25 protein-coding genes and 3 tRNA genes are annotated in these 24987 nt (G+C 58.3%); 12 read left to right on the top strand and 16 right to left on the bottom strand.

Annotated elements, in window-relative coordinates:
* Positions 1-19: 19 nt before the first annotated feature.
* The 3 genes from ACMXYH_RS25995 to recX all read left to right on the top strand — a co-directional run bounded on the left by ACMXYH_RS25995 (position 20) and on the right by recX (position 2132).
* Entirely contained in the window at positions 20-520 is a 501-nt protein-coding gene (locus ACMXYH_RS25995; protein WP_415765394.1) for a CinA family protein, read from the top strand.
* A gap of 83 nt (positions 521-603) precedes the next feature.
* Positions 604-1656: a recombinase RecA gene (gene recA / locus ACMXYH_RS25990; RefSeq protein WP_007907270.1), complete on the top strand. Its 1053-nt coding sequence runs from the start codon at positions 604-606 to the stop codon at positions 1654-1656.
* An 8-nt stretch (positions 1657-1664) separates the two neighbouring features.
* Complete coding sequence (recX, locus tag ACMXYH_RS25985; protein ID WP_046046277.1) at positions 1665-2132, top strand: recombination regulator RecX; 468 nt, start codon at positions 1665-1667, stop codon at positions 2130-2132.
* 39 nt (positions 2133-2171) lie between these two features.
* Here the strand turns inward: recX and ACMXYH_RS25980 are convergent, their stop codons facing one another.
* A complete protein-coding gene (locus tag ACMXYH_RS25980; protein ID WP_129441697.1) occupies positions 2172-3290 on the bottom strand; it encodes a TIGR00730 family Rossman fold protein in 1119 nt (372 codons plus the stop codon).
* 367 nt (positions 3291-3657) lie between these two features.
* Between ACMXYH_RS25980 and ACMXYH_RS25975 the strand changes: the two genes are divergently transcribed.
* Positions 3658-3852 carry a hypothetical protein gene (locus tag ACMXYH_RS25975; protein WP_123365876.1) on the top strand — a complete coding sequence of 65 codons (195 nt, stop codon included), beginning with the start codon at positions 3658-3660 and terminating at the stop codon, positions 3850-3852.
* On the opposite strand, the gene ACMXYH_RS25970 is transcribed toward ACMXYH_RS25975, so the two are convergent.
* Positions 3853-4278: a PA3611 family quorum-sensing-regulated virulence factor gene (locus ACMXYH_RS25970; RefSeq protein ID WP_008153984.1), complete on the bottom strand. Its 426-nt coding sequence runs from the start codon at positions 4276-4278 to the stop codon at positions 3853-3855.
* A gap of 189 nt (positions 4279-4467) precedes the next feature.
* On the opposite strand from ACMXYH_RS25970, the gene ACMXYH_RS25965 reads away from it, so the two are divergent.
* The 3 genes from ACMXYH_RS25965 (at position 4468) to ACMXYH_RS25955 (ending at position 6527) form a co-directional block, all read left to right on the top strand.
* Positions 4468-5202, top strand: a complete 735-nt coding sequence (locus ACMXYH_RS25965) for a tRNA-uridine aminocarboxypropyltransferase (RefSeq protein ID WP_129441701.1) — start codon at positions 4468-4470, stop codon at positions 5200-5202.
* Between the two features lie 234 nt (positions 5203-5436).
* On the top strand, positions 5437-6084 hold the full coding sequence (erdR, locus tag ACMXYH_RS25960; RefSeq protein ID WP_415765392.1) for a response regulator transcription factor ErdR: 648 nt from the start codon (positions 5437-5439) through the stop codon (positions 6082-6084).
* Positions 6085-6164: 80 nt separating this feature from the next.
* Positions 6165-6527 carry a diacylglycerol kinase gene (locus ACMXYH_RS25955; protein WP_008010143.1) on the top strand — a complete coding sequence of 121 codons (363 nt, stop codon included), beginning with the start codon at positions 6165-6167 and terminating at the stop codon, positions 6525-6527.
* Here ACMXYH_RS25955 and ACMXYH_RS25950 read toward each other — a convergent pair.
* Complete coding sequence (locus tag ACMXYH_RS25950; RefSeq protein ID WP_008153977.1) at positions 6524-7450, bottom strand: LysR family transcriptional regulator; 927 nt, start codon at positions 7448-7450, stop codon at positions 6524-6526. The two genes, ACMXYH_RS25955 and ACMXYH_RS25950, sit on opposite strands and share 4 nt — an antisense overlap.
* 148 nt (positions 7451-7598) lie before the next feature.
* Here ACMXYH_RS25950 and fpr point away from each other — a divergent pair, with 148 nt between their 5' ends.
* Positions 7599-8378, top strand: a complete 780-nt coding sequence (gene fpr / locus ACMXYH_RS25945) for a ferredoxin-NADP reductase (RefSeq protein ID WP_003443014.1) — start codon at positions 7599-7601, stop codon at positions 8376-8378.
* Between the two features lie 169 nt (positions 8379-8547).
* Here fpr and tsaA read toward each other — a convergent pair whose 3' ends face one another.
* From tsaA to rimO, 6 genes are all read right to left on the bottom strand, one after another.
* Positions 8548-9249, bottom strand: a complete 702-nt coding sequence (gene tsaA, locus ACMXYH_RS25940) for a tRNA (N6-threonylcarbamoyladenosine(37)-N6)-methyltransferase TrmO (RefSeq protein ID WP_129445120.1) — start codon at positions 9247-9249, stop codon at positions 8548-8550.
* A gap of 158 nt (positions 9250-9407) precedes the next feature.
* Positions 9408-10178 (bottom strand): SDR family oxidoreductase, encoded by a 771-nt coding sequence (locus ACMXYH_RS25935; RefSeq protein WP_415765391.1) that lies wholly within the window; start codon positions 10176-10178, stop codon positions 9408-9410.
* Between the two features lie 216 nt (positions 10179-10394).
* The gene (locus tag ACMXYH_RS25930; RefSeq protein WP_008153972.1) at positions 10395-10865 is read right to left on the bottom strand and encodes a DUF1456 family protein; all 471 of its coding nucleotides are present in this window, start codon (positions 10863-10865) and stop codon (positions 10395-10397) included.
* Positions 10866-10940: 75 nt separating this feature from the next.
* On the bottom strand, positions 10941-11651 hold the full coding sequence (locus tag ACMXYH_RS25925; RefSeq protein ID WP_008153970.1) for an rRNA pseudouridine synthase: 711 nt from the start codon (positions 11649-11651) through the stop codon (positions 10941-10943).
* A 190-nt stretch (positions 11652-11841) separates the two neighbouring features.
* Positions 11842-12315 carry a GNAT family N-acetyltransferase gene (locus tag ACMXYH_RS25920; RefSeq protein WP_129441707.1) on the bottom strand — a complete coding sequence of 158 codons (474 nt, stop codon included), beginning with the start codon at positions 12313-12315 and terminating at the stop codon, positions 11842-11844.
* Between the two features lie 113 nt (positions 12316-12428).
* Complete coding sequence (rimO, locus tag ACMXYH_RS25915; RefSeq protein ID WP_064676142.1) at positions 12429-13766, bottom strand: 30S ribosomal protein S12 methylthiotransferase RimO; 1338 nt, start codon at positions 13764-13766, stop codon at positions 12429-12431.
* Between the two features lie 289 nt (positions 13767-14055).
* Between rimO and ACMXYH_RS25910 the strand changes: the two genes are divergently transcribed.
* On the top strand, positions 14056-15957 hold the full coding sequence (locus tag ACMXYH_RS25910) for a potassium transporter Kup (RefSeq protein WP_129441709.1): 1902 nt from the start codon (positions 14056-14058) through the stop codon (positions 15955-15957).
* A 233-nt stretch (positions 15958-16190) separates the two neighbouring features.
* Here ACMXYH_RS25910 and ACMXYH_RS25905 read toward each other — a convergent pair whose 3' ends face one another.
* Positions 16191-16505, bottom strand: a complete 315-nt coding sequence (locus tag ACMXYH_RS25905) for a DUF3077 domain-containing protein (RefSeq protein ID WP_415765389.1) — start codon at positions 16503-16505, stop codon at positions 16191-16193.
* A 519-nt stretch (positions 16506-17024) separates the two neighbouring features.
* Between ACMXYH_RS25905 and ACMXYH_RS25900 the strand changes: the two genes are divergently transcribed.
* The gene (locus ACMXYH_RS25900; RefSeq protein ID WP_134418782.1) at positions 17025-17315 is read left to right on the top strand and encodes a type II toxin-antitoxin system Phd/YefM family antitoxin; all 291 of its coding nucleotides are present in this window, start codon (positions 17025-17027) and stop codon (positions 17313-17315) included.
* An 11-nt stretch (positions 17316-17326) separates the two neighbouring features.
* Positions 17327-17614, top strand: a complete 288-nt coding sequence (locus ACMXYH_RS25895; RefSeq protein WP_415765388.1) for a type II toxin-antitoxin system RelE family toxin — start codon at positions 17327-17329, stop codon at positions 17612-17614.
* A gap of 54 nt (positions 17615-17668) precedes the next feature.
* Here ACMXYH_RS25895 and ACMXYH_RS25890 read toward each other — a convergent pair whose 3' ends face one another.
* The 5 genes from ACMXYH_RS25890 to ACMXYH_RS25870 all read right to left on the bottom strand — a co-directional run bounded on the left by ACMXYH_RS25890 (position 17669) and on the right by ACMXYH_RS25870 (position 22577).
* Positions 17669-18964 carry a virulence factor family protein gene (locus tag ACMXYH_RS25890; protein WP_415765387.1) on the bottom strand — a complete coding sequence of 432 codons (1296 nt, stop codon included), beginning with the start codon at positions 18962-18964 and terminating at the stop codon, positions 17669-17671.
* A complete protein-coding gene (mprF, locus tag ACMXYH_RS25885; RefSeq protein WP_134418784.1) occupies positions 18964-21606 on the bottom strand; it encodes a bifunctional lysylphosphatidylglycerol flippase/synthetase MprF in 2643 nt (880 codons plus the stop codon). Before mprF ends, ACMXYH_RS25890 begins: the two co-directional genes overlap by 1 nt.
* Positions 21607-21884: 278 nt before the next feature.
* Positions 21885-21961: transfer RNA gene (locus tag ACMXYH_RS25880), tRNA-Met, on the bottom strand.
* A 231-nt stretch (positions 21962-22192) separates the two neighbouring features.
* Positions 22193-22269 (bottom strand) — tRNA-Met (locus ACMXYH_RS25875).
* Positions 22270-22500: 231 nt separating this feature from the next.
* A tRNA-Met gene (locus ACMXYH_RS25870) sits at positions 22501-22577 on the bottom strand.
* A 301-nt stretch (positions 22578-22878) separates the two neighbouring features.
* Between ACMXYH_RS25870 and dinB the strand changes: the two genes are divergently transcribed.
* Entirely contained in the window at positions 22879-23940 is a 1062-nt protein-coding gene (dinB, locus tag ACMXYH_RS25865) for a DNA polymerase IV (RefSeq protein WP_056739239.1), read from the top strand.
* A 93-nt stretch (positions 23941-24033) separates the two neighbouring features.
* Here dinB and ACMXYH_RS25860 read toward each other — a convergent pair whose 3' ends face one another.
* A complete protein-coding gene (locus ACMXYH_RS25860; RefSeq protein ID WP_415765385.1) occupies positions 24034-24987 on the bottom strand; it encodes a hypothetical protein in 954 nt (317 codons plus the stop codon).

Genomic DNA, 24987 nt, shown 5'->3' with positions numbered 1-24987 from the left:
GCTTGCTCAGGAGATGACCGTGAAAGAAATCACCCAACTGGCCGCTGAACTTGGCAGGCGCTTGCAGGTTCTCAATGCCCACGTCACTGCCGCCGAGTCCTGTACCGGCGGCGGGATCAGCGAGGCGATCACCCGGGTTCCGGGGAGTTCGGCGTGGTTCGAGGCTGGTTATGTCACCTATTCCAATCGCCAGAAAACCGAGCAATTGAATGTCCCGGTCGAGTTGTTTGCGACGGTGGGGGCGGTCAGTCGCGAGGTGGTCGAGGCCATGGTCCGCGGCGCGCAGGAGAAAAGCCGGGCGCGATTTGCCGTGGCGGTCAGCGGTGTGGCGGGACCGGATGGCGGTTCGCCGAGCAAACCGGTGGGCACCGTGTGGCTGGCCTGGGGCGTTGGAGAACAGGTGTTCAGCGAGGTGCAGTACTTTCCCGGCAGCCGTGACGAGGTCCGCCGACAAACGGTGAAGGCCGCGCTAGAGGGGCTGCTGCGCCATGCCGCAGGAGAAATCTCAAATCAGGGGTAGGCGATCCTGAAACGCTGTGGAATAATACTGGCTACTTATACAGGTGTTGGCCGTCAGGCCTTATTGATTACGTGAGGACTTTAATGGACGACAACAAGAAGAAAGCCTTGGCTGCGGCCCTGGGTCAGATCGAACGTCAATTCGGCAAGGGTGCCGTAATGCGTATGGGCGATCAGGACCGTCAGGCGATCCCGGCTATCTCCACTGGCTCTCTGGGTCTGGACATCGCGCTCGGCATTGGCGGTCTGCCAAAAGGCCGTATCGTTGAAATCTACGGTCCTGAATCCTCCGGTAAAACCACGCTGACACTGTCGGTGATCGCCCAGGCTCAAAAAGCCGGCGCGACCTGCGCATTCGTCGACGCCGAGCATGCCCTCGACCCTGAGTACGCCGGCAAACTGGGCGTCAACGTCGACGACCTGCTGGTTTCGCAGCCGGATACCGGCGAGCAAGCCCTGGAAATCACCGACATGCTGGTGCGTTCCAACGCGGTTGACGTGATCATCGTCGACTCCGTGGCGGCTCTGGTTCCAAAGGCTGAAATCGAAGGCGAAATGGGTGACATGCACGTGGGCCTGCAAGCCCGTCTGATGTCCCAGGCGCTGCGTAAAATCACCGGTAACATCAAGAACGCCAACTGCCTGGTTATCTTCATCAACCAGATCCGTATGAAAATCGGCGTGATGTTCGGCAGCCCGGAAACCACCACCGGTGGTAACGCGCTGAAGTTCTACGCTTCGGTTCGTCTGGATATCCGCCGTACCGGCGCGGTGAAAGAAGGTGACGAGGTTGTCGGTAGCGAAACCCGCGTCAAGGTTGTGAAGAACAAGGTGGCTTCGCCGTTCCGTCAGGCCGAGTTCCAGATTCTTTACGGCAAGGGTATCTATCTCAATGGCGAGATGATCGACCTAGGTGTTCTGCACGGTTTCGTTGAGAAGTCCGGCGCCTGGTATGCCTATGAAGGCACCAAGATCGGTCAGGGCAAGGCTAACTCGGCCAAGTTCCTGGCAGACAATCCGGAAATCGCCGCCAAGCTCGAAAAGCAACTGCGTGACAAGTTGCTGACTCCAGCGCCGGACGTTAAAGCATCGCCAGTCAAAGAGACGGCTGATGACCTGGCTGACGCTGATATCTGATTGATCCGATGACCGCCGTACTCGATACACTCGTCGCGGTGCGGCGAACCGCAATGGACCTGCTCGCGCGACGCGAGCACGGTCGAGTCGAGTTGACGCGTAAACTGCGTCAACGCGGCGCCCTCCCTGAAATGATCGACACGGCACTCGACCGTTTGACGGAAGAAGGCCTGCTGTCCGAATCCCGTTATCTCGAAAGCTTTGTTTCCTACCGGTCCCGTTCCGGTTATGGCCCTTTGCGTATTCGTGAAGAGTTGAGCCAGCGCGGCCTGCAACGTACCGACATCGAACTTGCTTTGCGCGAGAGCGGTATCAACTGGCAGGAACAACTGGAAGACACCTGGCGGCGAAAGTTTTCCGGGCATTTACCGATAGACGCCCGGGAACGTGCCAAACAGGGCAGGTTCCTGAGTTATCGGGGATATTCCATGGAAATGATCAGCCGCTTGTTCAGCGGCCGAGGGATGGACGATTGACTGACGGCTCGCTATTTCGATAGCGGGCCGTTTTTTTATCTACGTAACCTTGGACGGTTCCCGAGTGCGCTGTTGCGCCTGGGGTTGGGATTGCGCCCAGTTTTCCGGCAGGTTGATGTAGTCCACCAGTTCCCGCAGGCGTCCATGATCACGGGCGTTGAAGGTGAAGGCGAGTCGTGCAAGGTGGCTGAACTGCGGTTCGTCGTGTTCCTCTCCGCTGTAGGCGTGTTGATGGAAGTGATCGCTCAGACACAGGTCGGCAAATGCCTCCTGCATGTGTTCGAGCGCCTGGTCGCTGAGCTTGTGATTCATGCGGATCACGAATTGATGCTTGAGCCAGCGGCTGGAGTGGAAGTTGCTGTAGAACTGGTTGATCTGCTCCACCGCCTCTTCCGCGCTGTAGACCAGACTGACGAGTTTCATATCGGTCGGCAGGATGTAGCGATTCTCCTCCAGTTGATGGTGGATGAAGTCCAACGCACCTTGCCAGAATTTGCCGCCGGGAGCGTCCAGCAATATCACGGGCACCAGCGGGCTTTTGCCAGTCTGGATCAGTGTCAGCACTTCCAGCGCTTCATCCAGGGTACCGAAACCGCCAGGGCACAAGACCAGCGCATCAGCTTCCTTGACGAAGAACAGCTTGCGGGTGAAGAAGAAGTGGAAGGGCAGCAGGTTGGTGGTGCCATTCACGGTGGGATTGGCATGTTGCTCGAAAGGCAGGGTGATATTGAATCCCAGGCTGTGTGCCAGGCCAGCACCTTCGTGGGCCGCCGCCATGATGCCGCCACCGGCACCGGTGATGACCATCAGGTCTGAGCGCGCCAGCGCGGCGCCAAGTTCCCGGGCCAGACCGTATAAAGGATGTTCTATCGGTGTTCGGGCCGAGCCAAAAACGGTGACCTTGCGGCGCCCCCTGAATTGCTCCAGAACACGGAAAGCGTGCTCCAGTTCACGCAGGGCTTGAAGGGTGATCTTGGCATTCCAGCGGTTGTGATCTTCCTGGGCCATGCGCAGCACGGTCAGGATCATGTCGCGGTAGATCGGGATGTTCGGGCTGTTGGGTGAAACCAGGTTGAGTTGCTCTTCGACCTTGCTGATGAGGTCGTGGCCGCTTTCTTCAAAATGACGGCTCAGGAGGTCATTCGGTTGGTAAGGCATCAACTTCTCCTTCCATACAGGCTCTGTTTTTCCCTTGGATGAAGGAAACATTCGCACTACAAGACGTGCAATGGGCAGCCCTTTCCTGCCCTGAAAATTGAACGTGAACACTATGAATCTAGACCCTCGCGGAGATTTCCGCTGATTTGATCATTGCGCCGCAAAGTCTTTCCTGGCAACCGCTTATTGGCGATTTGCAAGGTGCTTTCACCGCTCGTCTGAACGCAAGGCGAGTGTCTGACAGTCTGATTTACTAAATTACAGGCATGGCACGACAACTTTGTTGCGTCAAAGGCAGGACGCACGGTACAAGCGGTTCAAGGATTTTTCGCTCAAGCAAGGGCGAGGTGCAGGGAGGCGGGAAGCTATGACCAGAGTCATTCTGGAGATCGATACGCAACTGTATCGATTGCTGAAATCATCAGCCGAGACCAATCATTTGAGTCTCGAAGAAGAGTGCTGCCGGCGTCTGGAGGGGGCCGACCGACGTTCACGTTATTTGCAGGCGTTGTTGGCAGAACTGCGCGCCGAGGATGAGCAGCGGCGCGCCACTTCCCGATGATTACTTCTTCTTGGCCGGAGCCGCTTTCGGGCAGTCCGATTCCTGATAGCTGGCCGAGCCGACTGAGCGGTTGGTCTTCACCTCAGTGAAGTCGTAACGCATGACCGCGCCCTTGGCCATCAGTTTGCGGAACGATGGGTTGTTGCATACAGAGGCGCCAAGCTGGAAATACACGGCTTTCGGGTCGGCACGCATCTTGTTGGCGTGGCTGCTTTGTACGCTTAGATGGTTGATCAGCGTGTTGCCTTCGACGGTGTAGCCCTGATCAAGAATGTCTTCGTTGATCGCCCGTGGAGTACCAACACTGCTTTGTGTGGCGACGTTTCGCAGCTCTCTGTTGAGATTCTGCTCACTCAAGGAAGCAGCCTGAGCGCTGAAGGACGACGCCAGCAAAATGGCAGCGGTGGGAACGATAAGGCGCAGCATGAAACTCTCCTGGTTCAGTGACTGGTGGTTCGACCCGTCACATGACTGTGCGTTCAGTGGCGGCGAATTATAGGGGACGAGGCCTGGGCGGTACAGGCTTGCGCCGGCTGCTCTGATAAACTGCCGCTACTTTCTGCCCTGCCGAGTGTTTTTCGTGTCGATTTTCTTCCCCTGCCGGCGTTGCCTGCGATGAACCCTGCAACCCCACGCTTTGCTGCCAACGCAGTCGCCCGCTTGCGCGATGAGCGAGAGGAAGAGGGCATCAAGCCGATTCAGGCCCGAGGCTGGAGGGCACCGCGTTGCCGAGCCTGCCGCGTGATCGAGAGTCACTGTCTGTGCGCCTGGCGCCCGCAAGTCGAGGCCCGCTCTGGCGTGTGCCTGATCATGACCAACAAGGAAGTGTTCAAGCCGAGCAACACCGGTTGGCTGATCGCCGATGTGGTGCGCGACAACCATGCATTCATCTGGTCGCGTACGGAGGTTGATGAGCAATTGCTGGCGCTGCTGGCCGACCCGCAATGGCAACCTTATCTGGTGTTTCCGGGTGAGTACGTCGAACCCGAACGTGTTACAAACAGCGTCGATGCCGATAATTCGAAGCGTCCGCTGTTCATTCTGCTGGATGCCACCTGGACAGAAGCCCGGAAGATTTTCCGCAAAAGCCCCTACTTTGATCGGCTTCCGATCCTGAGCCTGTTGCCCGAGAAGTTGTCGCGGTACCGGTTACGCCGATCGACCCGCAGCGAGCATTTATGCACAGCCGAAGTGGCGGCGTTGTGTCTCGATCTGGCGGGGGATACCGAGGCTGCGTCGGCACTGGACGCTTATTTCGACGTGTTCAGCCAACATTACCTCGATGCCAAACATCAGCTTGAAATGAATGTTTCAACACCGGCACACGCCGAGCTGATGCCTTTTGTGTAAATCGGCGCCCCTGTCACGCGCTGATTGTCGCCCATACTGCAAAGAACTGTACTGGCCATGCACCTTGACCACCCCGGCTTCGCTGGGCATGCTTGGCGCCGATTAGGGCGCGGCCAAAGTTTGATACGCCGTATTCTTTACGTGGATAGCCACGTGATTGGCGTTGAACGTGCCCTGTTGGTACAGCTCCGTGGCTGTACCTCGAGTTGTTTGAAAAACAGGATCATTTGAAAAATGGCCACATACGAAATCCTGATTGCCGATGACCACCCTCTTTTTCGTAGCGCCCTGCATCAAGCGTTGACCCTGGGTCTGGGCCCGGAAGTCCGTCTGGTGGAAGTGGCAAGCATTGCCGAGCTGGAAACCCGTCTGGACGAGAAGTCCGACTGGGATCTGGTGCTGCTGGACCTGAACATGCCGGGGGCCTACGGTTTTTCAGGGCTGGTGCTGCTGCGCGGTCAGTATCCGCAGATTCCGGTGGTCATGGTGTCGGCCCAGGAAGAAGCCTCGATCATGGTCAAGTCCCGTGAGTTCGGCGCCAGTGGCTTCATCCCCAAGTCCAGTGATCTGAGCGTCATCCAGAAAGCCGTACGCGCGGTGCTCGATGGTGATGTGTTCTGGCCGCGCCAGGCGTTCGAGGCGATCAGCGTTTCCGCCGAAGCCAAGGCCGCGAGCGAAGGCCTTGCGAGCCTGACGCCTCAGCAGTTTCGTGTCCTGACCATGGTCTGTGAAGGCTTGTTGAATAAGCAAATTGCCTACGAGCTGAGCGTTTCCGAAGCGACGATCAAGGCCCATGTGACGGCGATTTTTCGCAAGCTGAATGTGCGGACCCGGACCCAGGCGGCGTTGCTTTTGCAACAACTTGAGTCAATTTCGAACTAATAAGGCGCGGCGCGTTCACGCTTTTTTGACTGTGCTTAATCTAGCCTTCCCACTTCATTTTTTGGTCAGTTGCCTACTTTATGTCACCTTTCAAAGGCCAAACCGGCCTAAAACGCATCCTCAACGCCTCCGGCTATTCGCTGGACGGTCTGCGTGCAGCCTTCACCGGCGAAGCGGCCTTTCGGCAACTGGTGTTGCTCAACGTCATATTGATCCCGCTGTCGTTCTTCCTGAACGTCAGTCGTGTCGAGCAGGCGTTGTTGATTGCAGTCTGCCTGTTGGCGTTGATTGTCGAATTGCTCAATTCGGCAGTGGAAGCGGCCATCGACCGCATTTCCCTTGAATTGCACCCGTTGTCCAAGAACGCCAAGGACATGGGCAGCGCCGCTCAGTTTGTAGCCTTGAGCATGATCGCGCTGGTCTGGGCGGTCATCCTGCTTTAAGCGATGGTGGGCAGAACGATCTCGTCGCTGCGCTGAACCCCGGCGGTGAAAGCGCGGCACAGGTCGAGGAATTCACGCATCGCCGACGTCTGATATTTCTGTTTGTGCCAGATGAAATAGAACTGCCGCGCCAGATCCAGATCCGGCGTCTCCACGGGCACCAGGCTGCCGCGGCGGAATGCATCGCGCAGTGCCAGGCGAGAAATGCAGCCAATCCCCAATCCGGACTCCACCGCACGCTTGATCGCTTCGGTGTGTTCCAGTTCCAGTCGGATATTCAGCGAGCTGCGATGGTGACGCATGGCTTGGTCAAAGGTCAGACGCGTGCCAGAGCCCTGTTCACGCAGAATCCAGGCCTCGTGGGTCAGCTCTTCCATGGTCGCCGTGCCGCGCTTGGCCAGTGGATGCTGGGGCGCGCAGAACACCACCAATTCATCCTCGACCCAGCTCTGCACTTCTATGTCTGGATGACTACAGTCGCCTTCGATTAGACCCAGATCAATTTCATAGTGGGCGACCTGCTGCACAATGTTGGCAGTGTTCTGCACGTGCAGCTTCACCTGGCTTTCCGGATGGCGCTGCATGAAGCTGCCGATCAGCAAGGTGGCCAGGTAATTGCCGATGGTCAGTGTCGCGCCGACCGCCAGAGAGCCGAATCCCGACTTGCCATTGAGCAAGTCTTCGATTTCTTTGGACTGGTCGAGCAGCGCCACCGCTTGCGGCAGCAGCTGTTTGCCGAGGGCGTTGAGGCTCAGCCGTTTGCCGGCGCGGTCGAACAGCTGACAGCTGGACTGACGCTCTAGCTCGGTGATCGAGGTGCTCGCCGCCGATTGCGAGAGGTTGAGCAGACCCGCAGCACGGGATACGCTTTCCTGCTGGGCGACGGCGACGAATACTTGAAGTTGACGGAGAGTAAATCGCATATCTATATAACCGATAACCCTTATCTTAATAATCCAGTTAACAGATATTGTGGCTGCCATTAGAATGCGATGCAATTGCGCACAGCAGCTCATTTTTCGCAGAGCAGGCGCAGAGCATGCGCAGACAATCTCCAGGAGTCCCACGTACATGAGCAACATGAACCACGAGCGTGTCCTCAGTGTTCACCACTGGAACGACACTCTGTTCAGCTTCAAGTGCACCCGCGATCCGGGCCTGCGCTTCGAGAACGGTCAGTTCGTGATGATCGGCCTGCAACAGCCCAACGGCCGGCCGCTCATGCGCGCTTACTCGATTGCCAGCCCGAACTGGGAAGAGCATCTCGAGTTCTTCAGCATCAAGGTGCCTGATGGCCCGCTGACTTCCCAGCTGCAGCATCTGAAGGAAGGCGACGAAATCATCATCAGCAAGAAGCCTACCGGCACGCTGGTGCTGGATGACTTGAAGCCTGGCAAACATTTGTACCTGCTCAGCACCGGTACCGGTCTGGCGCCGTTCATGAGCGTCATCCAGGACCCGGAAACCTACGAGCGTTTCGAAAAAGTGATCCTGTGCCACGGCGTGCGTTACGTCAACGAAGTCGCTTACCGCGAGTTCATCACCGAGCACTTGCCGCAGAACGAGTTCTTCGGCGAGGCCTTGCGTGACAAGTTGATCTACTACCCGACTGTGACCCGTGAGCCGTTCGAGAACGAAGGTCGCCTGACCGACCTGATGCGCAGCGGCAAGCTGTTCAGCGACATCGGTCTGCCACCGATCAACCCGCAGGACGACCGCGCCATGCTGTGCGGCAGCCCGAGCATGCTCGACGAGACCAGCGAAGTGTTGAACAGCTTCGGCCTGAAAGTGTCGCCGCGGATGCGCGAGCCGGGTGATTACCTGATCGAGCGAGCGTTCGTCGAGAAGTAAGCACACCGCATCACTGAAAAGCCCCCATTGCCTGTGCAGGCAATGGGGGCTTTTTTATGCCCAATGCAAACCTTGTAGGAGCTGTCGAGTGAAACGAGGCTGCGATCTTTTGATCTTGTTTTTTAAAAGCAACATCAAAAGATCGCAGCCTCGTTTCACTCGACAGCTCCTACAGGTTGGAGGCGGGAATGACTTCAAGGACGCGAATTACACCCGCCTCGGGGTAATGCCAACGTACGTCCAGGTCCCAGAACTGCGCGCCGTATTCCCGTTCGGGTGTAGGAATCTGATACGCCGGACGTGGGTCTTGTGCCAGGCATTGCTCGATCAGCGCCACCAGCGGTTCTTCAAGGCGCTGAGCATGGCTGTGAGCCTGTTGCAGCGCTGAGTCCGTCCACTGCACGGGAATCAGCTGCGGCGCAGCGCTGGCGATGCTGTTGGAGGCCGTATCGATGATGTCGGCGTAAGGCACGTAGGGTTTGATGTCGAGAATCGGTGTGCCGTCCAGCAGGTCGATGCCGGATATCCACAGGCGATTGGCTTCAACCTTGTCCAGTTTGACCACTGACTGGCCGATGCCATTGGGGCGATGCGTCGCGCGGGTGGCGAACACGCCCATGGATTTGTTACCGCCGAGGCGAGGAGGGCGGACTTTCAGCCGTGGCTTTTCTTCCAGTGCCTGATGAAACAGGAACAGCAGCCACACGTGGCTGACCTGTTCCAGACCTTGCACCGCATCGCCCTGATCGAACGGCGCCACCAGTTCCAGTACGCCGCGAGCGGCCGGGGCCAGTTGTGGCTGGCGCGGGATGGCGAACTTCTCCTTGAAGCAGGAGCGCACAAAGCCGATGGGGGAGACGCTGTAGGTCATGGTCTGGGGTCGAGGCGGGGTGAGGGCGGGCATGATAACCCGAGCGACCGTCGGACCGGTGGTGCCTGTCTATCCGTCATCGCGAGCAAGCTCGCTCCCACAGGGAAACGCGGTCAAATGTGGGAGCGAGCTTTCTCGCGATGGCCGCACCGCCGACTTTAGAGACTGAACCCGCCATCCAAAGGGATGATATTGCCGGTCATGTAGGCCCCGGCCGTACTCGCCAGACTGATCGCCAGCGCCGCCATCTCTTCCTCCCGGCCCCAGCGTTTCATTGGAATCAACGCCGTGTCGTCGGCCAACGCCTGCTCATCATTGCCAATGTGCTGAGTCATCTTGCTCGGAAAACGCCCCGGTGCGATGACGTTGATGTTGATGTGCTGGCTCACCAGCTCCCGCGCCAGAATCCGTGACAGTTGATGCAGGGCCGCCTTACTCGGTCCGTAGGCATATGCCTGCTCGCCAAAAGATGAAATTCCCGCTACTGAACCGATATTGATAATTCGCGCCGGATTCGCTGCCGAACCGGCCTTGCGCAGCAGCGGCAAAAACTGCTGAATGCAGTTGAACACCGAGGTCACGTTCAGCTGCATGACCTTTTCCCAGCCCTTGACCGGGTAGCTCTCCAGCGGCGCACCCCACGTAGTGCCGGCGTTGTTCACCAGAATATCCAGATGAGTGATCTGCTCGCCCAGTCGCGTAGCCAGCTCAAGTACGCCTTCTTCGGTGGCCAGGTTGGCCGCCACTCCGTGGCAACGACCGAATGCGCTCAATTCATCGGCCGTTTGCTGACAGGCTTCGGCATCCCGGGCGCAGACGTATACGGTGGCGCCAGCCTCGACAAAAGCCTTGGCGATCATTTTGCCGATACCGCGGGTGCCGCCGGTCACCAGAGCGGTGCGGCCTTGCAGGGAAAAATACGGGTGCATGGCGAATCCTGAGAGCGGAGGGTCAATACACCCTAGTCGTCAGCCGCGGGAAGCGGAGCCACTATTTTTGCGAGGAATGAGGGTTTATACGGTCTTGTAGGAGCTGTCGAGTGCAACGAGGCTGCGATCTTTTGATCTTGTTTTTTAAAATCAAAGTCAAAAGATCGCAGCCTCGTTGCTCTCGACAGCTCCTACACAGTAGATCCGTCTCGCACGTTATTGCGGGCGAACGCGCAGGGTCAGGCCCTTGAGGAAGTTGCGCAGCAACTGGTCGCCGCACGGGCGGTAGTTGGTGTGGCCGAACTTGCGGAACAGCGCGCTCAGCTCAGGCTTGGACACCGGGAACTCGGAGGCCTTGAGGATGGCGTGCATGTCGTCTTCTTTCAGTTCGAAAGCCACACGCAGTTTCTTCAGGATGATGTTGTTGGTCACCGGCACTTCGATCGGCTGTGGCGGACGGCTTTCGTCCTTGCCGCGCTTGAAGATCACCAGGCCATCGAGGAAATGCGCAATGACTTCATCCGGGCAGCGTACGAAGCCTTCCTCGTCTTCCTCTTTCTTGTCGAGGTACGTCACCAGGTCTTCCAGGGCCACGTCCATGCCGCCGAGCTTGATGATCTCGATGACTTTCTTGTCGCTGATGTCGAGCATGTAGCGCACGCTGCGCAGTACGTCGTTATGAATCATGGTGTGCAGTCCTGATATTCAGCAGTGGGCGCCGCATAAACAGCGGCGCCAAAATGTATGGCGGCGTGAAAAGTCTTAGAACTTCTCTTTGCCGGACAGGTAGCGCCATTGCCCCAACGGCACTTTGCCGATGGACACGCCGCCAATGCGGATGCGGCGGATGGCGACGACCTTCAGGCCTACGGCCTGGCAGAACAGGGCGATGACGCCCGGTTGTGGGTTCTTCATCGCAAAACGCAGGCGGTTTTCGTTCTGCCAGCTGGCTTTGACCGGCGGCAGTTCCTTGCCCTTGTAGGTCAGGCCGTGGTTCAGGCGGTTGAGGCCGTGAGCCACCATGTCACCTTCAACTTCGACCACATACTCTTGCTCGATCTTGGCGGAGTCGGCAGTGAGTTTGCGCAGGATCTTCCAGTCCTGGGTGAACACCAAAAGACCGCTGGCGTTGGCCTGCAGGTCGGTGCTGGCGGTCAGCCGCAGGAAGTGGCCCTTGAGCGGACGTTTGCTGAAGCGGTGTTCTTCGCTCAAGGTCTCGGCGCTGATCGTTGCCATGGCCGTTTCCGCATCCATGCCCACGGGCACGTTCAGCAGGATGGTCACCGGTTCCGGCGCCGTGGCCTTGGCTTCTGGATCAAGCTCGACTTTCTGGTTCTCGACCTTGAACTGCGGCTCGTCGATGACTTCACCGTCCACGGTGACCCAGCCGCCCTCGATGAACAGCTCAGCCTCCCGACGGGAACAGCCGACGAGTTCGATGAGGCGTTTGGAGAGACGAATCGGGTCAGTCATGACAGGGCCGTAACAAAAAAGGGGTGGGCATTGTACCTGCGTGGCGCCGGTTAATCCCGGCTCCATTTGCCGCATTTGCTTTTAATATGGGAGCGGGCTTGCTCGCGAATGCGGTAGATCAGTCAATTTATCTGTTGAATGACACACTGCATTCGCGAGCAAGCCCGCTCCCACATTGTTCGATGTTGTGTCAGCCATTGCGTGTCAATTGTTGTGCCCGACGCAAACGCATATGCAGCAGCGGATAAGGCTGGCCCATGCCATCGACTTCCGAGCGACCGATCACCTCAAAGCCTTGCTTGAAGTAGAACCCCAGCGCCTGCGGGTTCTGTTCGTTGACGTCCAGTTCGTCGGCATTCAGGTGTTCCATCGCATAGCGTAGCAACTGCTTGCCCAGGCCCTGACCGCGGTGAGCAGGGTCGATGAAAAGCATTTCGATCTTGCCCGCTGCGATCCCGGCGAACCCGGTGATGCGCTGGCGCGGGTCTTTGGTGCAGATCAGCATCACCGCATCGAGGTAGCGCGTCAGCACCAGGTTCTTCAGCAGTTCAATGTAGCTGTCCGGCAGAAAGTCATGGGTGGCGCGCACCGAGGCTTCCCAGACCTGAGTGAGTTCTTCGTAGTCGCTCTGTTTCGGCGTGTGGATGACCGAATGTTGGCGCATGGCCGGCTGCCCCTTTTGCAGTTGATGATGCGAATCCTTTCTCCTACAAAACGATAGACGTAAAAAAGCCCCGCATCTCGTCAAGAGAGCAGGGCTTTTCGTATTTTTTGCGTTTAGATCTGTTCAGCCCACAGGTCGTATTCGTCGGCGTCGGTCACTTTGCACCAGACTTTATCGCCTGGTTTGAGGTTGCTGCCGTTGTCGATGAACACATTGCCGTCGATTTCCGGGGCATCGAAGAAGCAGCGGCCGACTGCACCTTGCTCGTCGACTTCGTCGACCAATACTTCGATTTCACGGCCAACGCGCATTTGCAGACGAGCCGAACTGATCGCTTGCTGGTGCGCCATGAAGCGATCCCAGCGGTCTTGCTTGACGTCGTCCGGCACGATGGCCGCGTCCAGCAGGTTGGCCGGTGCGCCTTCGACCGGCGAGTACTGGAAGCAGCCGACGCGGTCCAGTTGGGCTTCGGTCAGCCAGTTCAGCAGGTACTGGAAGTCTTCTTCGGTTTCGCCGGGGAAGCCGACGATGAAGGTCGAACGGATGATCAGGTCCGGGCAGATTTCGCGCCAGTTCTTGATGCGCGCCAGGGTCTTGTCTTCGAAGGCCGGGCGTTTCATCGCTTTCAGGACTTTCGGGCTGGCGTGCTGGAAGGGGATGTCCAGGTACGGCAGGATTTTCCCGGCGGCCATCAGCGGAATCAGCTCGTCGACGTGCGGGTACGGGTAAACATAGTGCAGACGAACCCAGACGCCGAGGGTGCTCAGGGCTTCGCAGAGTTCGGTCATGCGGGTTTTCACCGGCGCGCCGTTCCAGAAACCGGTGCGGTATTTCACGTCGACACCGTAAGCGCTGGTGTCTTGCGAGATCACCAACAGCTCTTTGACGCCGGCCTTGACCAGGCGCTGGGCTTCGTCGAGCACGTCGCCGACCGGACGGCTGACCAGTTTGCCGCGCATCGACGGGATGATGCAGAAGCTGCAGCTGTGGTTGCAGCCTTCGGAAATCTTCAGGTAGGCGTAGTGGCGCGGGGTCAGCTTGATGCCTTGCGGCGGCACCAGGTCGATCAGCGGGTTGTGATCCTGACGCGGCGGCACGGCGTCGTGCACGGCGTTGACCACTTGCTCGTATTGCTGCGGACCGGTCACGGCCAGCACACTTGGATGCACCTTGCGAATGTTGCCTTCTTCGACGCCCATGCAGCCGGTCACGATGACCTTGCCGTTTTCCTTGATGGCTTCGCCGATCACTTCCAAAGATTCAGCCTTGGCCGAGTCGATGAAGCCGCAGGTATTGACCACCACGACGTCAGCGTCCTGATAAGTGGACACAACGTCATAGCCTTCCATGCGCAGCTGGGTAAGGATGCGCTCGGAGTCGACCAGTGCTTTGGGGCAACCCAGGGATACGAAGCCAACCTTTGGATTGGCCGGCGCAGGAGTGGTGGACATGTCTAACCTCGGTATTTGTGACGCCTCCAGCCGAAGACGGCAAGGCGACAGACGGGCGCTTTGCTGCGCCTCTGATCAAAAAGTGCGCAATTCTAGCGATGAGAGGCGCACTTGACCAGCTTTATGCAGGGAAATACGACGAGTGCTGCGCTATGCTTCGCGCCGTTACGCTTTACCGATTTTTTACAGCCAACAAAACGTCTGTAACCTTAAGTAAAACAGCGCATGCTGCACGGCAAAGCATAGTGCTTCTTATAAGAAGTCCGGGTCTGAGTAGTAGGAGTTTTGGATGGGGCAGGCAAGTAGTCAGACGGCGGGCTCTGAGCATTCGGCGGCAAAGCCGATCGGCATGCTGGTCGCGGCGGTCGGGGTGGTTTATGGCGATATCGGCACGAGCCCGCTATACACCCTCAAAGAAGTGTTTTCCAGTGCCTATGGCGTGCCCGTCAATCATGACGGCGTGCTGGGGATTCTGGCGCTGATCTTCTGGTCGCTGATCTGGGTCGTGTCGATCAAGTACATGATGTTCGTACTGCGCGCCGACAACCAGGGCGAAGGCGGGATCATGGCCTTGACCGCTTTGGCTCGACGGGCCGCAGCGGGGCATCCGAAGTTGCGTAGTTTGCTGGTGGTCTGCGGGCTGATCGGCGCGGCGTTGTTCTACGGCGACAGCATGATCACCCCGGCGATTTCCGTGCTCTCGGCGATTGAAGGCCTGGGGCTGGCATTCGACGGCATCGACCATTGGGTGGTGCCGCTGTCGTTGGTCGTGCTGGTGGCGCTGTTCCTGATTCAGAGTCACGGTACCGCGCGGATCGGCATTCTGTTCGGGCCGATCATGGTCACCTGGTTTGTGGTGCTGGGGGCGCTGGGTGTCTATGGCATTCTGCAGCACCCGGAAGTGTTGCACGCGATGAACCCTATGTGGGGCGTGCGCTTCTTCATGGACCACCCGGGCATGGGCGTGACGATCCTCGGCGCGGTGGTGCTGGCGTTGACCGGTGCCGAAGCGCTGTACGCCGACATGGGCCACTTCGGTCGCAAGCCGATCGCCCGTGCATGGTTCATCCTTGTGCTGCCGGCACTGGTGCTGAACTACTTCGGCCAGGGGGCGCTGCTGCTCGGTGATCCGGAAGCCGCGCGCAACCCGTTCTATCTGTTGGCACCGAGCTGGGCGCTGATTCCATTGGTGGGATTGTCGACCATGGCCACGGTGATTGCCTCCCAAGCGGTGATTTCCGGTGCGTTCTCCCTGACCCGTCAGGCGATCCAGCTCGGCTACATTCCGCGCATGCACATTCGACACACCTCCAGCGCCGAACAAGGCCAGATCTACATTGGCGCGGTGAACTGGGCGCTGATGGTCGGCGTGATTCTTCTGGTGTTGGGTTTCGAATCCTCCGGCGCGCTGGCCTCGGCCTATGGCGTGGCGGTGACTGGCACCATGCTGATGACCAGCATTCTGGTATCGGCGGTGATATTGCTGCTGTGGAAATGGCCTCCGGTCCTCGCGGTTCCGCTGTTGCTTGGTTTCCTGTTTGTGGACGGTCTGTACTTCGCTGCCAACGTGCCGAAAATCATTCAGGGCGGGGCGTTCCCGGTGATCGCCGGTATCGTGCTATTTGTGCTGATGACCACCTGGAAACGCGGCAAGCAACTGCTGGTCGATCGTCTCGACGAAGGTGGATTGCCGCTGCCGATCTTCATCAGCAGCATCGCCGTGCAACCACCGCATCGCGTTCAGGGCACTGCCGTGTTCCTGACGGCGCGGCCGGACGCCGTGCCCCACGCGCTGTTGCACAACCTGCTGCATAACCAGGTGCTGCACGAGCAAGTGGTGCTGCTGACGGTGGTATACGAAGACATTCCGCGGGTGCCGGCATCACGGCGTTTCGAGGTGGATGCCTACGGCGAAGGTTTCTTCCGCGTGATCCTGCACTTTGGCTTCGTCGACGAGCCGGACGTGCCGCAAGCGCTGAAGCTGTGTCATCTCGATGACCTGGACTTCAGTCCGATGCGCACCACCTACTTCCTCAGCCGCGAGACGGTCATCGCCTCCAAGCTCGAAGGCATGGCCCGCTGGCGTGAGGGGCTATTCGCCTTCATGTTGCAGAACGCCAACGGCAATTTGCGCTTCTTCAATTTACCGTTGAACCGGGTGATTGAACTGGGGACTCAGGTAGAGATGTAAGCCACAACAAAAAGCCCCCGTGCCATTGAGGTAGCGGGGGCTTTTTTGTGGGCGGCGCATTTCCCTGAAGGCAATGAAGATCCCTTGTGGGAGCGAGCTTGCTCGCGATGGCGATCTGTCAGTCGACATCGATTGTGATTGCTAGTCCGTCATCGCGAGCAAGCTCGCTCCCACAGGGGATGTGCGGTGTTTGCACGTATTCCGTCTCTGCTCCTTTACTTGCTTTCGGGCAGCTATTTTTTAGATTCGGCTTTTGTCCGGGCAGGTGGCGGTAGCGGCGTCAGTACCTTCACCACATCATCAATCACGGCCTTACTCATTGCCGTCAGGTAATGCGCGGCCCAGGCGTGTCGGTCGGTGTCGCGGGCGTAGGCAGCATCTTTAGTCAGCTCCTTGGCAAGGAACAGAAAATCAGAGGCCATGGCTAGCGCATCGCCGAGAGGTACGTCTCGACTGACACGGAACAGTGCCTGGTTCGAGCAGTAGATGAAGGGGGTTAGGCCGATGGTTTTCAGTTCTGAAATCGCGGACGAATCTGTTTTAGTCATGATTAAACTCCTAGTTGAAGAGCTGTCACATTCGTTTCCAAGCGAATGGGTGACAGCTATGCGCAGGTTGGAAAACCGGGAAACTAGGAACCGGCACGCCCGAAGGCGTCCCACGCACAGCCGCCATATCTCTGATCACAAAAAACGCATGCAATCGTGATGGGGGCGCTGTTGCGGCTAGTATTCGACGGGTTTCCAAGCCCGATCGCTGAATGGTCAGCGACGTCCGGAGAGTATCCCGTCGAAGAAAAGCGCAACAAGGCATCAAAGTGCCCAAACGCGAGATTCGGAGTTTGCCTACAAGGTCTGCGGGCGTCATCCGATATTGCGACACCTTAAGTAAACGAAGTTAAACATGGCGAGAGGATTTACAAATTGTTCGGTTCGCTTTTTTTATAGGCGTGAAACACGCAGGTTGATCAGTTCGCGTTTTTTGCAGCTTGCCGTATGTCGAATTCGACGCAATACTCTGCGTAGAACTGTGTGTTCAAATTTGCATGATTGTGTAGAGAGGTGAGTATGACGGCATTACTGGAACGTGCTGACCAAGCGATATCGGTGACTGCAATGGTCAGGGGGTTCAGCGCAAGGCTCAAAGAGATTTCCAGCCGAGCCACCGAGCGGCTGGTCATTTTCAAGGACAATCAGCCCGCAGCGGTCATTATCAATGTCGATGCGTATCAGGAAATGCTCGATGAACTTGAAGATCTGAGGGTTGAAGCGGCCGCTCGGGAGCGACTGATCGGTTTTGATCAGAGCAAGGCAGTCAGCCACGACGATTTGCGGGCGCGGTACGCCAGGAAAGACTAAAGGAGCTGTGGATGGTTTGGGGCGTTATCTATCATCCGGAGGTTCAGAAGGATCTGGATCTGTTGGGAGCTGTGGCAGCGAACCGCATTCTTGATGTCATCGAAGAGCGGATTACCAATGGTGAGCCGGACAAGAGCGGCAAACCCCTAAGAGCCAGTCTTGCAGGCTGTAGACGGATCCGAACAGGCGACACGCGAATTGTTTATCGAGTCGATGGCAAGGCGATTCAGGTATTGATCGTTGCCGTTGGTGCTCGACGTGACGAAGAGGTCTACGGCGCGGCAGAGCGTCGTCTCTAACCAAAAAGCCCCCGCTACCGTAAGGTAACGAGGGCTTTTTCAGCAGGACTCAGATCACTCCTGAGCCGCCGTCTCCTTCGCTTGACGCTTCTCGATCACATCCACCAACCGCTGCGCCAGTTTCGGGTAGTTCTCGTCGAAGTGGTGACCACCCGGCAGTTTCATCGCCTCGCCCACGGCAGTCTTGTCGGTACAGCCGCTCTCGTCGACTTCCTCTTCGCCGTAGATGCATACCACTTTCTCCGGCGGCAGCTTGGCCATTTCCGGGCCGGTGGCGGCTTCTTTGCCGGCGTTGCCGAGCCAACCCTCGACTTCGATTTCGAAGCTGCCGGTGCGGGCGAAGGCCAGCAGGATGATTGCGTCGACACGCTGCTGTTCCGATGCCTCCAGGCGGTTGTAGATCGCTGGCAGGACGTCGGCGCCGAACGAGTAACCGGTCAGGATGAAGCGCTTGGAGCCCCATTTCTGCCGGTAGTGCTGCATCAGCTCGGCGAGGTCCAGGGCGCTTTGCTCGGGGCTCTTGTGCTGCCAGTAGTAGCGCAGGGTATCGATGCCGACCACCGGGTAGCCGATCTTCGCCATCTCGCCCGCTACGTCGCGGTCCAGGTCGCGCCAGCCGCCGTCACCGGACAGGAACAGGGTCACGGTGTCCTTGGCTTGGCCGGCAGGCACTTCGACCACCGGGATCTGCAAGCCGCCAGCGGCTTTATCGCCGCCAACGAGGATCTTGCGCAGTTCGTTGTTCAGCACTTGCGGCAGGTTGATGTCGTAGTCACTGATGCTGGTTTCGGCATTGGGTTGGTCGCGCACGAAGCCGGCACTGGTGTCGTCCGGGTTGTCGTTCCAGGCCACCAGCCAGTGCCCGTGAGCGGCGCTTTTCGGTAGCAGGTGAGTGCAGCCGGGTCTTTCCAGGGCCAGGTCCACCGAGACGGCTTGAGCCTTGTCGTCCTTCTGCTCGGACAACCAGCGCCATGCCAGCACGGCGCCAGGGCCGATGCCGCTGACCAGGGTTGCCGGGCCTTTGAGTTCTCTCAGGGCCGATTGCAGGGCGCGACTTTGCAGCAGGCAGTCTTTGGGCAGAATCACCTGAACAATCTGCGCCGAGCCAGCGCGGCTCAGGGTCATCAACTGTTTGTTGCTGAGCTTCTGCTCTTCATTTACCGCCACCAGCACCTGCGCGCGTGGCGTGTTGCCGGGGATGACACGGGTCATCGCGGCGCCATCGGCCGGCGTCAGCTGTTCGAGGGTCGGTTCGGGTGCCGGGCGTTTCAGGTACCAGTAACCGCCACCGAGAATCAGGGCCAGCACTACCAGTGTGGCCAGTACGTACCGCAATGAGCGTTGAATCATCAGCGTTTCACCAATCCAGTCAAGCCGCCCGCAATCAGGGCAGCAGTGTCGGCCAGGGCAACCAGCGGATCGAGTCCGGCGGGCACGGCCATATAACGGGGTTCCCAGTCAGGCTGGAATTTGTCTTTGAAACGGCGCAAGCCTTGAAAGTTGTAGAGCTGCTCACCACGGCGGAAAACCATCGAGCCCAGACGCTGGGTCAGGGGTGCACCACGACGGGGTTGCAACCCCGACAACGGCACCATGCCCAGGCTGAAGCGCGCGTATCCATGATTTTTATAATGTTGAATCAGGCCGACCATCATGAACTCCATGGTCAGCTTGGGGGCATCCGGGTGCGCGCGCATCAGGTCGAGGCTGGCCAGTTCATGGCCATAAGTCTCGAGCAGGTTGGCGAACGCCACCGGGCGCCCTTCGAAACGAATCACCGCGACGCGGAAATGTTTGAGGTAATCATCGCTGAAACGGCCGAGCGAGAAGCCTTTCTCGCGCACGTTCTTGCCAGTCAGCCAGGCATCGGAAATTACCTTGAGCTCATCCATCGGTGCTTGCCCTGGATCAAAGATCTCCAGCGACAGGCCATCGCGAGTGCCGCGGTTCCAGGTGTAACGCAGGTCTTTCATCTCTTTGCCTTTGGCCTCGAGATCAAAGCGCAGCAGATCGACCCGGGCTTCTTCGCCGAGCTTGATCGCGGTCAGGCCGATGTCCATGTAGTACGGCAGGTTCTCGGCGCGCACTTGATAGAACACAGGACGGGCGTGGTGGATGTCGCAAAGGTCGCGGAACTGCCAGATCATTTCCGCCCGCTGCTGGGTCGGACCGATCGGGTCATACAAGGCCACCAGGCTGCGACCACGGCGTGCGTACATCAGGAACGCCTGGTCGTTGGGGTGAAACAACAGCGCCTTGTCACCGGTCAGGGCGAGGCCGCCATCCGGTTGTGCGGAGGCCATGAGGATCTTTACCGCGCGACCCAGTTCATCGGGTGTTGGCAAATGAATAATCGGGCGCGCGGTGCGCAGCAGCCAGGTCAGGGACACCACCACCAGCAGCACGGCGGCGCCGAGCAGCGAGCGCAAGCCACGCGGGGCATCGGCGTCGAGGGTGAACTGCCACCAGAGTTGATGGCTATACGGGACGTCCTGATAGGCGAACAGCAGCAGCCAGATCGACGCACCGAGTACGCACAGGCTGGCCACCAGATACAGCGGCGAGAACGGCACCTCGGTCAGACGGCTCGGGCGATAGAACGAGCTGCGGAAAACCCCCAGCAGGCTCGCAGTCAGGGTCAGCAGGCAGGCTTCTTCCCAGTCGAAACCCTTGAGCAGAGAGAGCAAAGCGCCGACCAGCAACAGAATGGTGGTCAGCATCCACGCGGCGGACAGCCGACGGCGCAAGCCTTGAGCGAGCAGCAGGCAGAGGACGCCGGCCAGGCTGGCGCCGAAGTGCGAGGCGTCGACCAGTCGGTGCGGAATCAGAAAACCGATGTGTTCCAGGCGGGTGTCGATTTCCGGGGTCACACCGGAGAACAGCAAAACGACACCGGACAGAAACACCAGTACCGCGAGGATCGGTGCGGCCAGACCAGAGGCTGCGCGCAGTGTCTGACGTGTCTGAAACAGGCGCTGGCCTTCATTGATCAACAAGAACACACAGGCCACCAGCAAGGGCAGCACGACATAGATCAGGCGATAGAGCAGCAGCGCGGCGGCCAGTGGTGCGGCGCCGAGTGTGTCGGCGAAGGCGGCCAGCAGGATGGCTTCAAATACGCCGACACCGCCGGGCACATGGCTGAGTACGCCTGCGGCCAGGGCCAGCAGGTACACCAGCAGGAACGCACCGAAGGGCGGTGCTTCCGGCAGCAACAGATAGAGCACGGTCGCGGCGGCGGCCACGTCCAGGGCGGTGATGATCAATTGCAGGAAGGTCAGGCGGCGGCCGGGGAGGCGCAAGGTGCGGCGTCCGACCTTGACCAGCAGGTTGTCCGGGGAAGGCTGGTCCGGAAGGCGACGGCGGTAGATGCCGATAGCCAATACGCTGAAGAGCAGCAAGACGGCCGCGGCAACGATGCCCAGCAAACCTTCGGACAGTCCCAGGGCAGCCGAGGCGGCCGGCAGGTTGCTGAGGGTCGCGAGGGCGGCCAGTGGGGGCAGGGCGCAGCCGAGCGAAAGGCTGGCGAATAGCGTCATATGGGCGACGTCCGAAGCCCCCAAACCATGACGTGCATATAAACGGTAGCGGACCGAGCCCCCCGAGAGCATCGACAGGCCGATGGCATTGCCAATGGCAAAGGCGGTGAAGCCGCCCAGCGCCAGGATTCGCGGTGCCAGTGTCACACCTGCGTAGCGGCTGGCGGACCATTCGTACCCGAGCAGAATGATGAAGCCGATCACGGTCGCCGCCAGTGCGCCCAGCAGTGCCGGTTTCGGAACTTCGAGAATCGAGTCATGCAAAGCGTACAGGTCGAGTTCGCTCAGCAGATGACGACAGGCAATCAGCGCGATAGCGAACAACAGCAAAGTGACCGCCAGGCCGATAGGCTGACGATATTTGCTGACCAGATCCAGCAAGCGCAGACGCTCGGCCTTGATCGGTTGTGTCGCTGTGACGGTGTCTTGTGGATCAGACGAGTTGGCGCGCATCAATCACCTCTTGGATTGTGCGCGACAGGATGGGGGTATCCAGCCAAGTTACCAATCCCTGTAGAAAAAAATAATCACAAATATTAACGCCTCTCACCGGCTATCGGCGATGGTACGTCATCAGTCGTAGAGGGTTCTGTCTGTGGCTCAGCATAGTCTGGGCTCAGAGCATCGGTGATCCTGAACGGCTCGCTACACAGTGGCAGATCATTGTTGCGAAAGGACTTTTTCAACAGATACAAAAAAGGCCACTCTTTCGAGTAGCCTTTTTTGATGTTTGGTTGCGGGAGCCGGATTTGAACCGACGACCTTCGGGTTATGAGCCCGACGAGCTACCAGACTGCTCCATCCCGCGTCTGTGTGGCGGCATTCTACAGGCGAACGCCGGAGTGTCAACCGTTAATCCGGAATAGGGTCAAATAAGCGTAAATGAGCGGCGAACGGTAGTGGGGGAGACTTAAGTTTCGGAATCAGAACGATTTCTCAATCCTGCGCCGTCAGACGTACCCGCTCGTTTCTATGATCATTTTTACAAAAGAGACGCGCACAAAAAAGGCCACTCTTTCGAGTAGCCTTTTTTGATGTTTGGTTGCGGGAGCCGGATTTGAACCGACGACCTTCGGGTTATGAGCCCGACGAGCTACCAGACTGCTCCATCCCGCGTCTGTGTGGCGGCATTCTACAGGCGAACGCCGGAGTGTCTACCGTTAATCCTGAATACGGTCAAATAAGCGTCAATGAGCGGCGAACGGTAGTGGGGGAGACTTAAGTTTCGGAATCAGAACGATTTCTCAATCCTGCACCGTCAGCCGTTACCCGCTCTTTTCTATCTCGTTGCTACAAAAGAGACGCGCACAAAAAAGGCCACTCTTTCGAGTAGCCTTTTTTGATGTTTGGTTGCGGGAGCCGGATTTGAACCGACGACCTTCGGGTTATGAGCCCGACGAGCTACCAGACTGCTCCATCCCGCGTCTGTGTGTCGGTATTCTACAGAGGATCGGCGGGCTGTCAACCTTCAATCCAGAGAAAACCTCTTCCCGTTCAATCGCTTAGCTTGAAAATAGGGCTGGGTGATTGGCTGTAAGGTCGGTGTGGCAAGGCTTTCAGCTCTATCGGGTGAACCTTTTCGATTGAAAAAATAAATTCATCTGGCACTTTTCCTACGGGTGGAAAAGAACATTCAGAGTACTGGTGCTATATACAGGTGTCAGTGAGATACTGCCGATCTGACTCGCCAATACGCCATTTCTTCACCATGAACACTGCTTTTATATGACGCAGCGAAAAATCATCCACGTCGATTGTGACTGCTTCTACGCCGCCATCGAGATGCGTGACGACCCGCGCCTGGCCGGTAAGCCCCTGGCAGTGGGCGGTTCTGCGGATCGACGTGGAGTGATCGCTACCTGCAATTATGAAGCGCGGGCTTATGGGGTGCGCTCGGCCATGTCTTCCGGGCATGCCTTGAAGCTGTGCCCAGACCTGACCATAGTCAAGCCACGCATGGAGGCCTATCGAGAAGCCTCCAAGGAAATTCACACGATCTTTCGCGATTACACCGACTTGATCGAGCCGCTTTCGCTGGATGAGGCCTACCTCGACGTGTCCGACAGCGCGCATTTCGGTGGTAGCGCCACGCGGATCGCCCAAGACATTCGCCGTCGCGTCTCTAATCAGCTGCACATCACCGTTTCGGCGGGCGTTGCGCCGAACAAGTTTCTGGCCAAGATCGCCAGCGACTGGAAGAAGCCCAACGGCTTGTTCGTCATTACGCCGGATCAGGTCGAGGATTTTGTCAGTGGTTTGCCAGTGAGCAAGTTGCACGGTGTTGGCAAAGTGACCGCAGACAAATTAGGCAGGCTCGGCATCGTCGATTGTTCGCATCTGCGCGAATGGGACAAGTTGGCGCTTGTGCGCGAATTCGGCAGCTTCGGCGAGCGACTCTGGAGCCTGGCCCGTGGGATCGATGACCGGTTGGTGCACAACGACAGTCGTCGGCAGTCAATCAGTGTCGAAAACACCTACGACGTCGACCTGCCGGATCTGGTGAGCTGCCTCGATAAATTACCCGAGTTACTGGAGACCCTCGCCGGCCGCATGGCGCGAATCGACAGCAGCTATCGACCGGGCAAGCCGTTCGTCAAAGTGAAATTCCATGACTTCACCCAGACCACTCTGGAGCAGGCCGGGGCAGGGCGGGATTTGGGGAGCTATCAGTTGTTGCTGACTCAGGCGTTCAATCGCGGCGGGAAACCGGTGCGGTTGTTGGGTATTGGGGTAAGGCTGGAGGATTTGCGGGGCGGGTTTGAGCAGATGGAGTTGTTTGAGCGTTGATAGTCAAAAGCAAAAGATCGCAGCCTTCGGCAGCTCCTACTTTGGAATGCGTCCTCTGTAGGAGCTGCCGAAGGCTGCGATCTTTTAAGGGCCTTAATACGGTCCCGGATCCGCGACCAGTCGCCCGGCATCCTTGGTCAATGACTTGAGGAATTCGGTCTGCAACTCAGGATCGTTGCGCGTCAGTTCGATCAGGCTTTGTTCCAGCTCGGTGGCTTCTTCTTCCAGCCCCAGTTCCGACAAGCGTTTGACCCGGTGTACCCACTGGCTCACTTCGTCGTCTTCGAGGTCGTCGTAAATCAGCCCGTGAGCTTCGACCAGCTTGCCGCGCAAGGAGCTACTGACCGCCAGGGACGAGTTGGTGTGCACGTCGTCCTGAGCATCCTGGACACTGATCAGTAGCCGGCTCAAATGATTGATGTCGTGTTCGGCGAACGGGCTGTCCAGCAGGTTCACGCGCAATACACCGTTTTTGTCGGTGCTTAGCTCGAACGTTTCCTTGCCGGCCTTGACCTCAACCGGGCGCTCGCTCCATGGCAGGCTCGAGTACTCGGTGCGTTTGTCGAGCTGGACCTCGTCGATTCCCGCCAGATTCTGCTGCGCGCGACCATGAGACTGCGTGTTCATGAACGGGTTGAGCCCGGCGAAACCGTAGCTCAACCAATCCTTGGTCACGCTGTCCGGCAGGTTGCCGAGGGCGAACACGTTGACCACGTTCGCACCGACACCGGCCACCACGGCCACCGCGCCCAGCGGAATCTCGTAAACCTCCCGCCAGGGTTGGTAAGGCGTATAGCGATCGTAGTGACGCGTGACTTCGAATTCGGTGACTTCGAAAGTCTTCTGCTCGTGGATCTTCACCCGACGTTGCGGCAGCTCAAGCACCTTTGGCTCGCCGACATCAATCTGCAGGCTGTGATCGAGCAATTTACGCTCGACACGTTCCTCGTGCTCGCTGCGTTGTGACATGTGGTTGGCACAGCCGCTGACCAGCAGGGTGCCGCACAGGGCGGCACCACCGAGGCCTAAGGTGTTTCGCTTGAACAT

The sequence above is a fragment of the Pseudomonas frigoris genome (genome assembly GCF_047758635.1).
GTDB classification, from domain to species: Bacteria; Pseudomonadota; Gammaproteobacteria; order Pseudomonadales; family Pseudomonadaceae; genus Aquipseudomonas; species Aquipseudomonas frigoris.
This window is presented reverse-complemented; position numbering and strand designations above follow the sequence as displayed.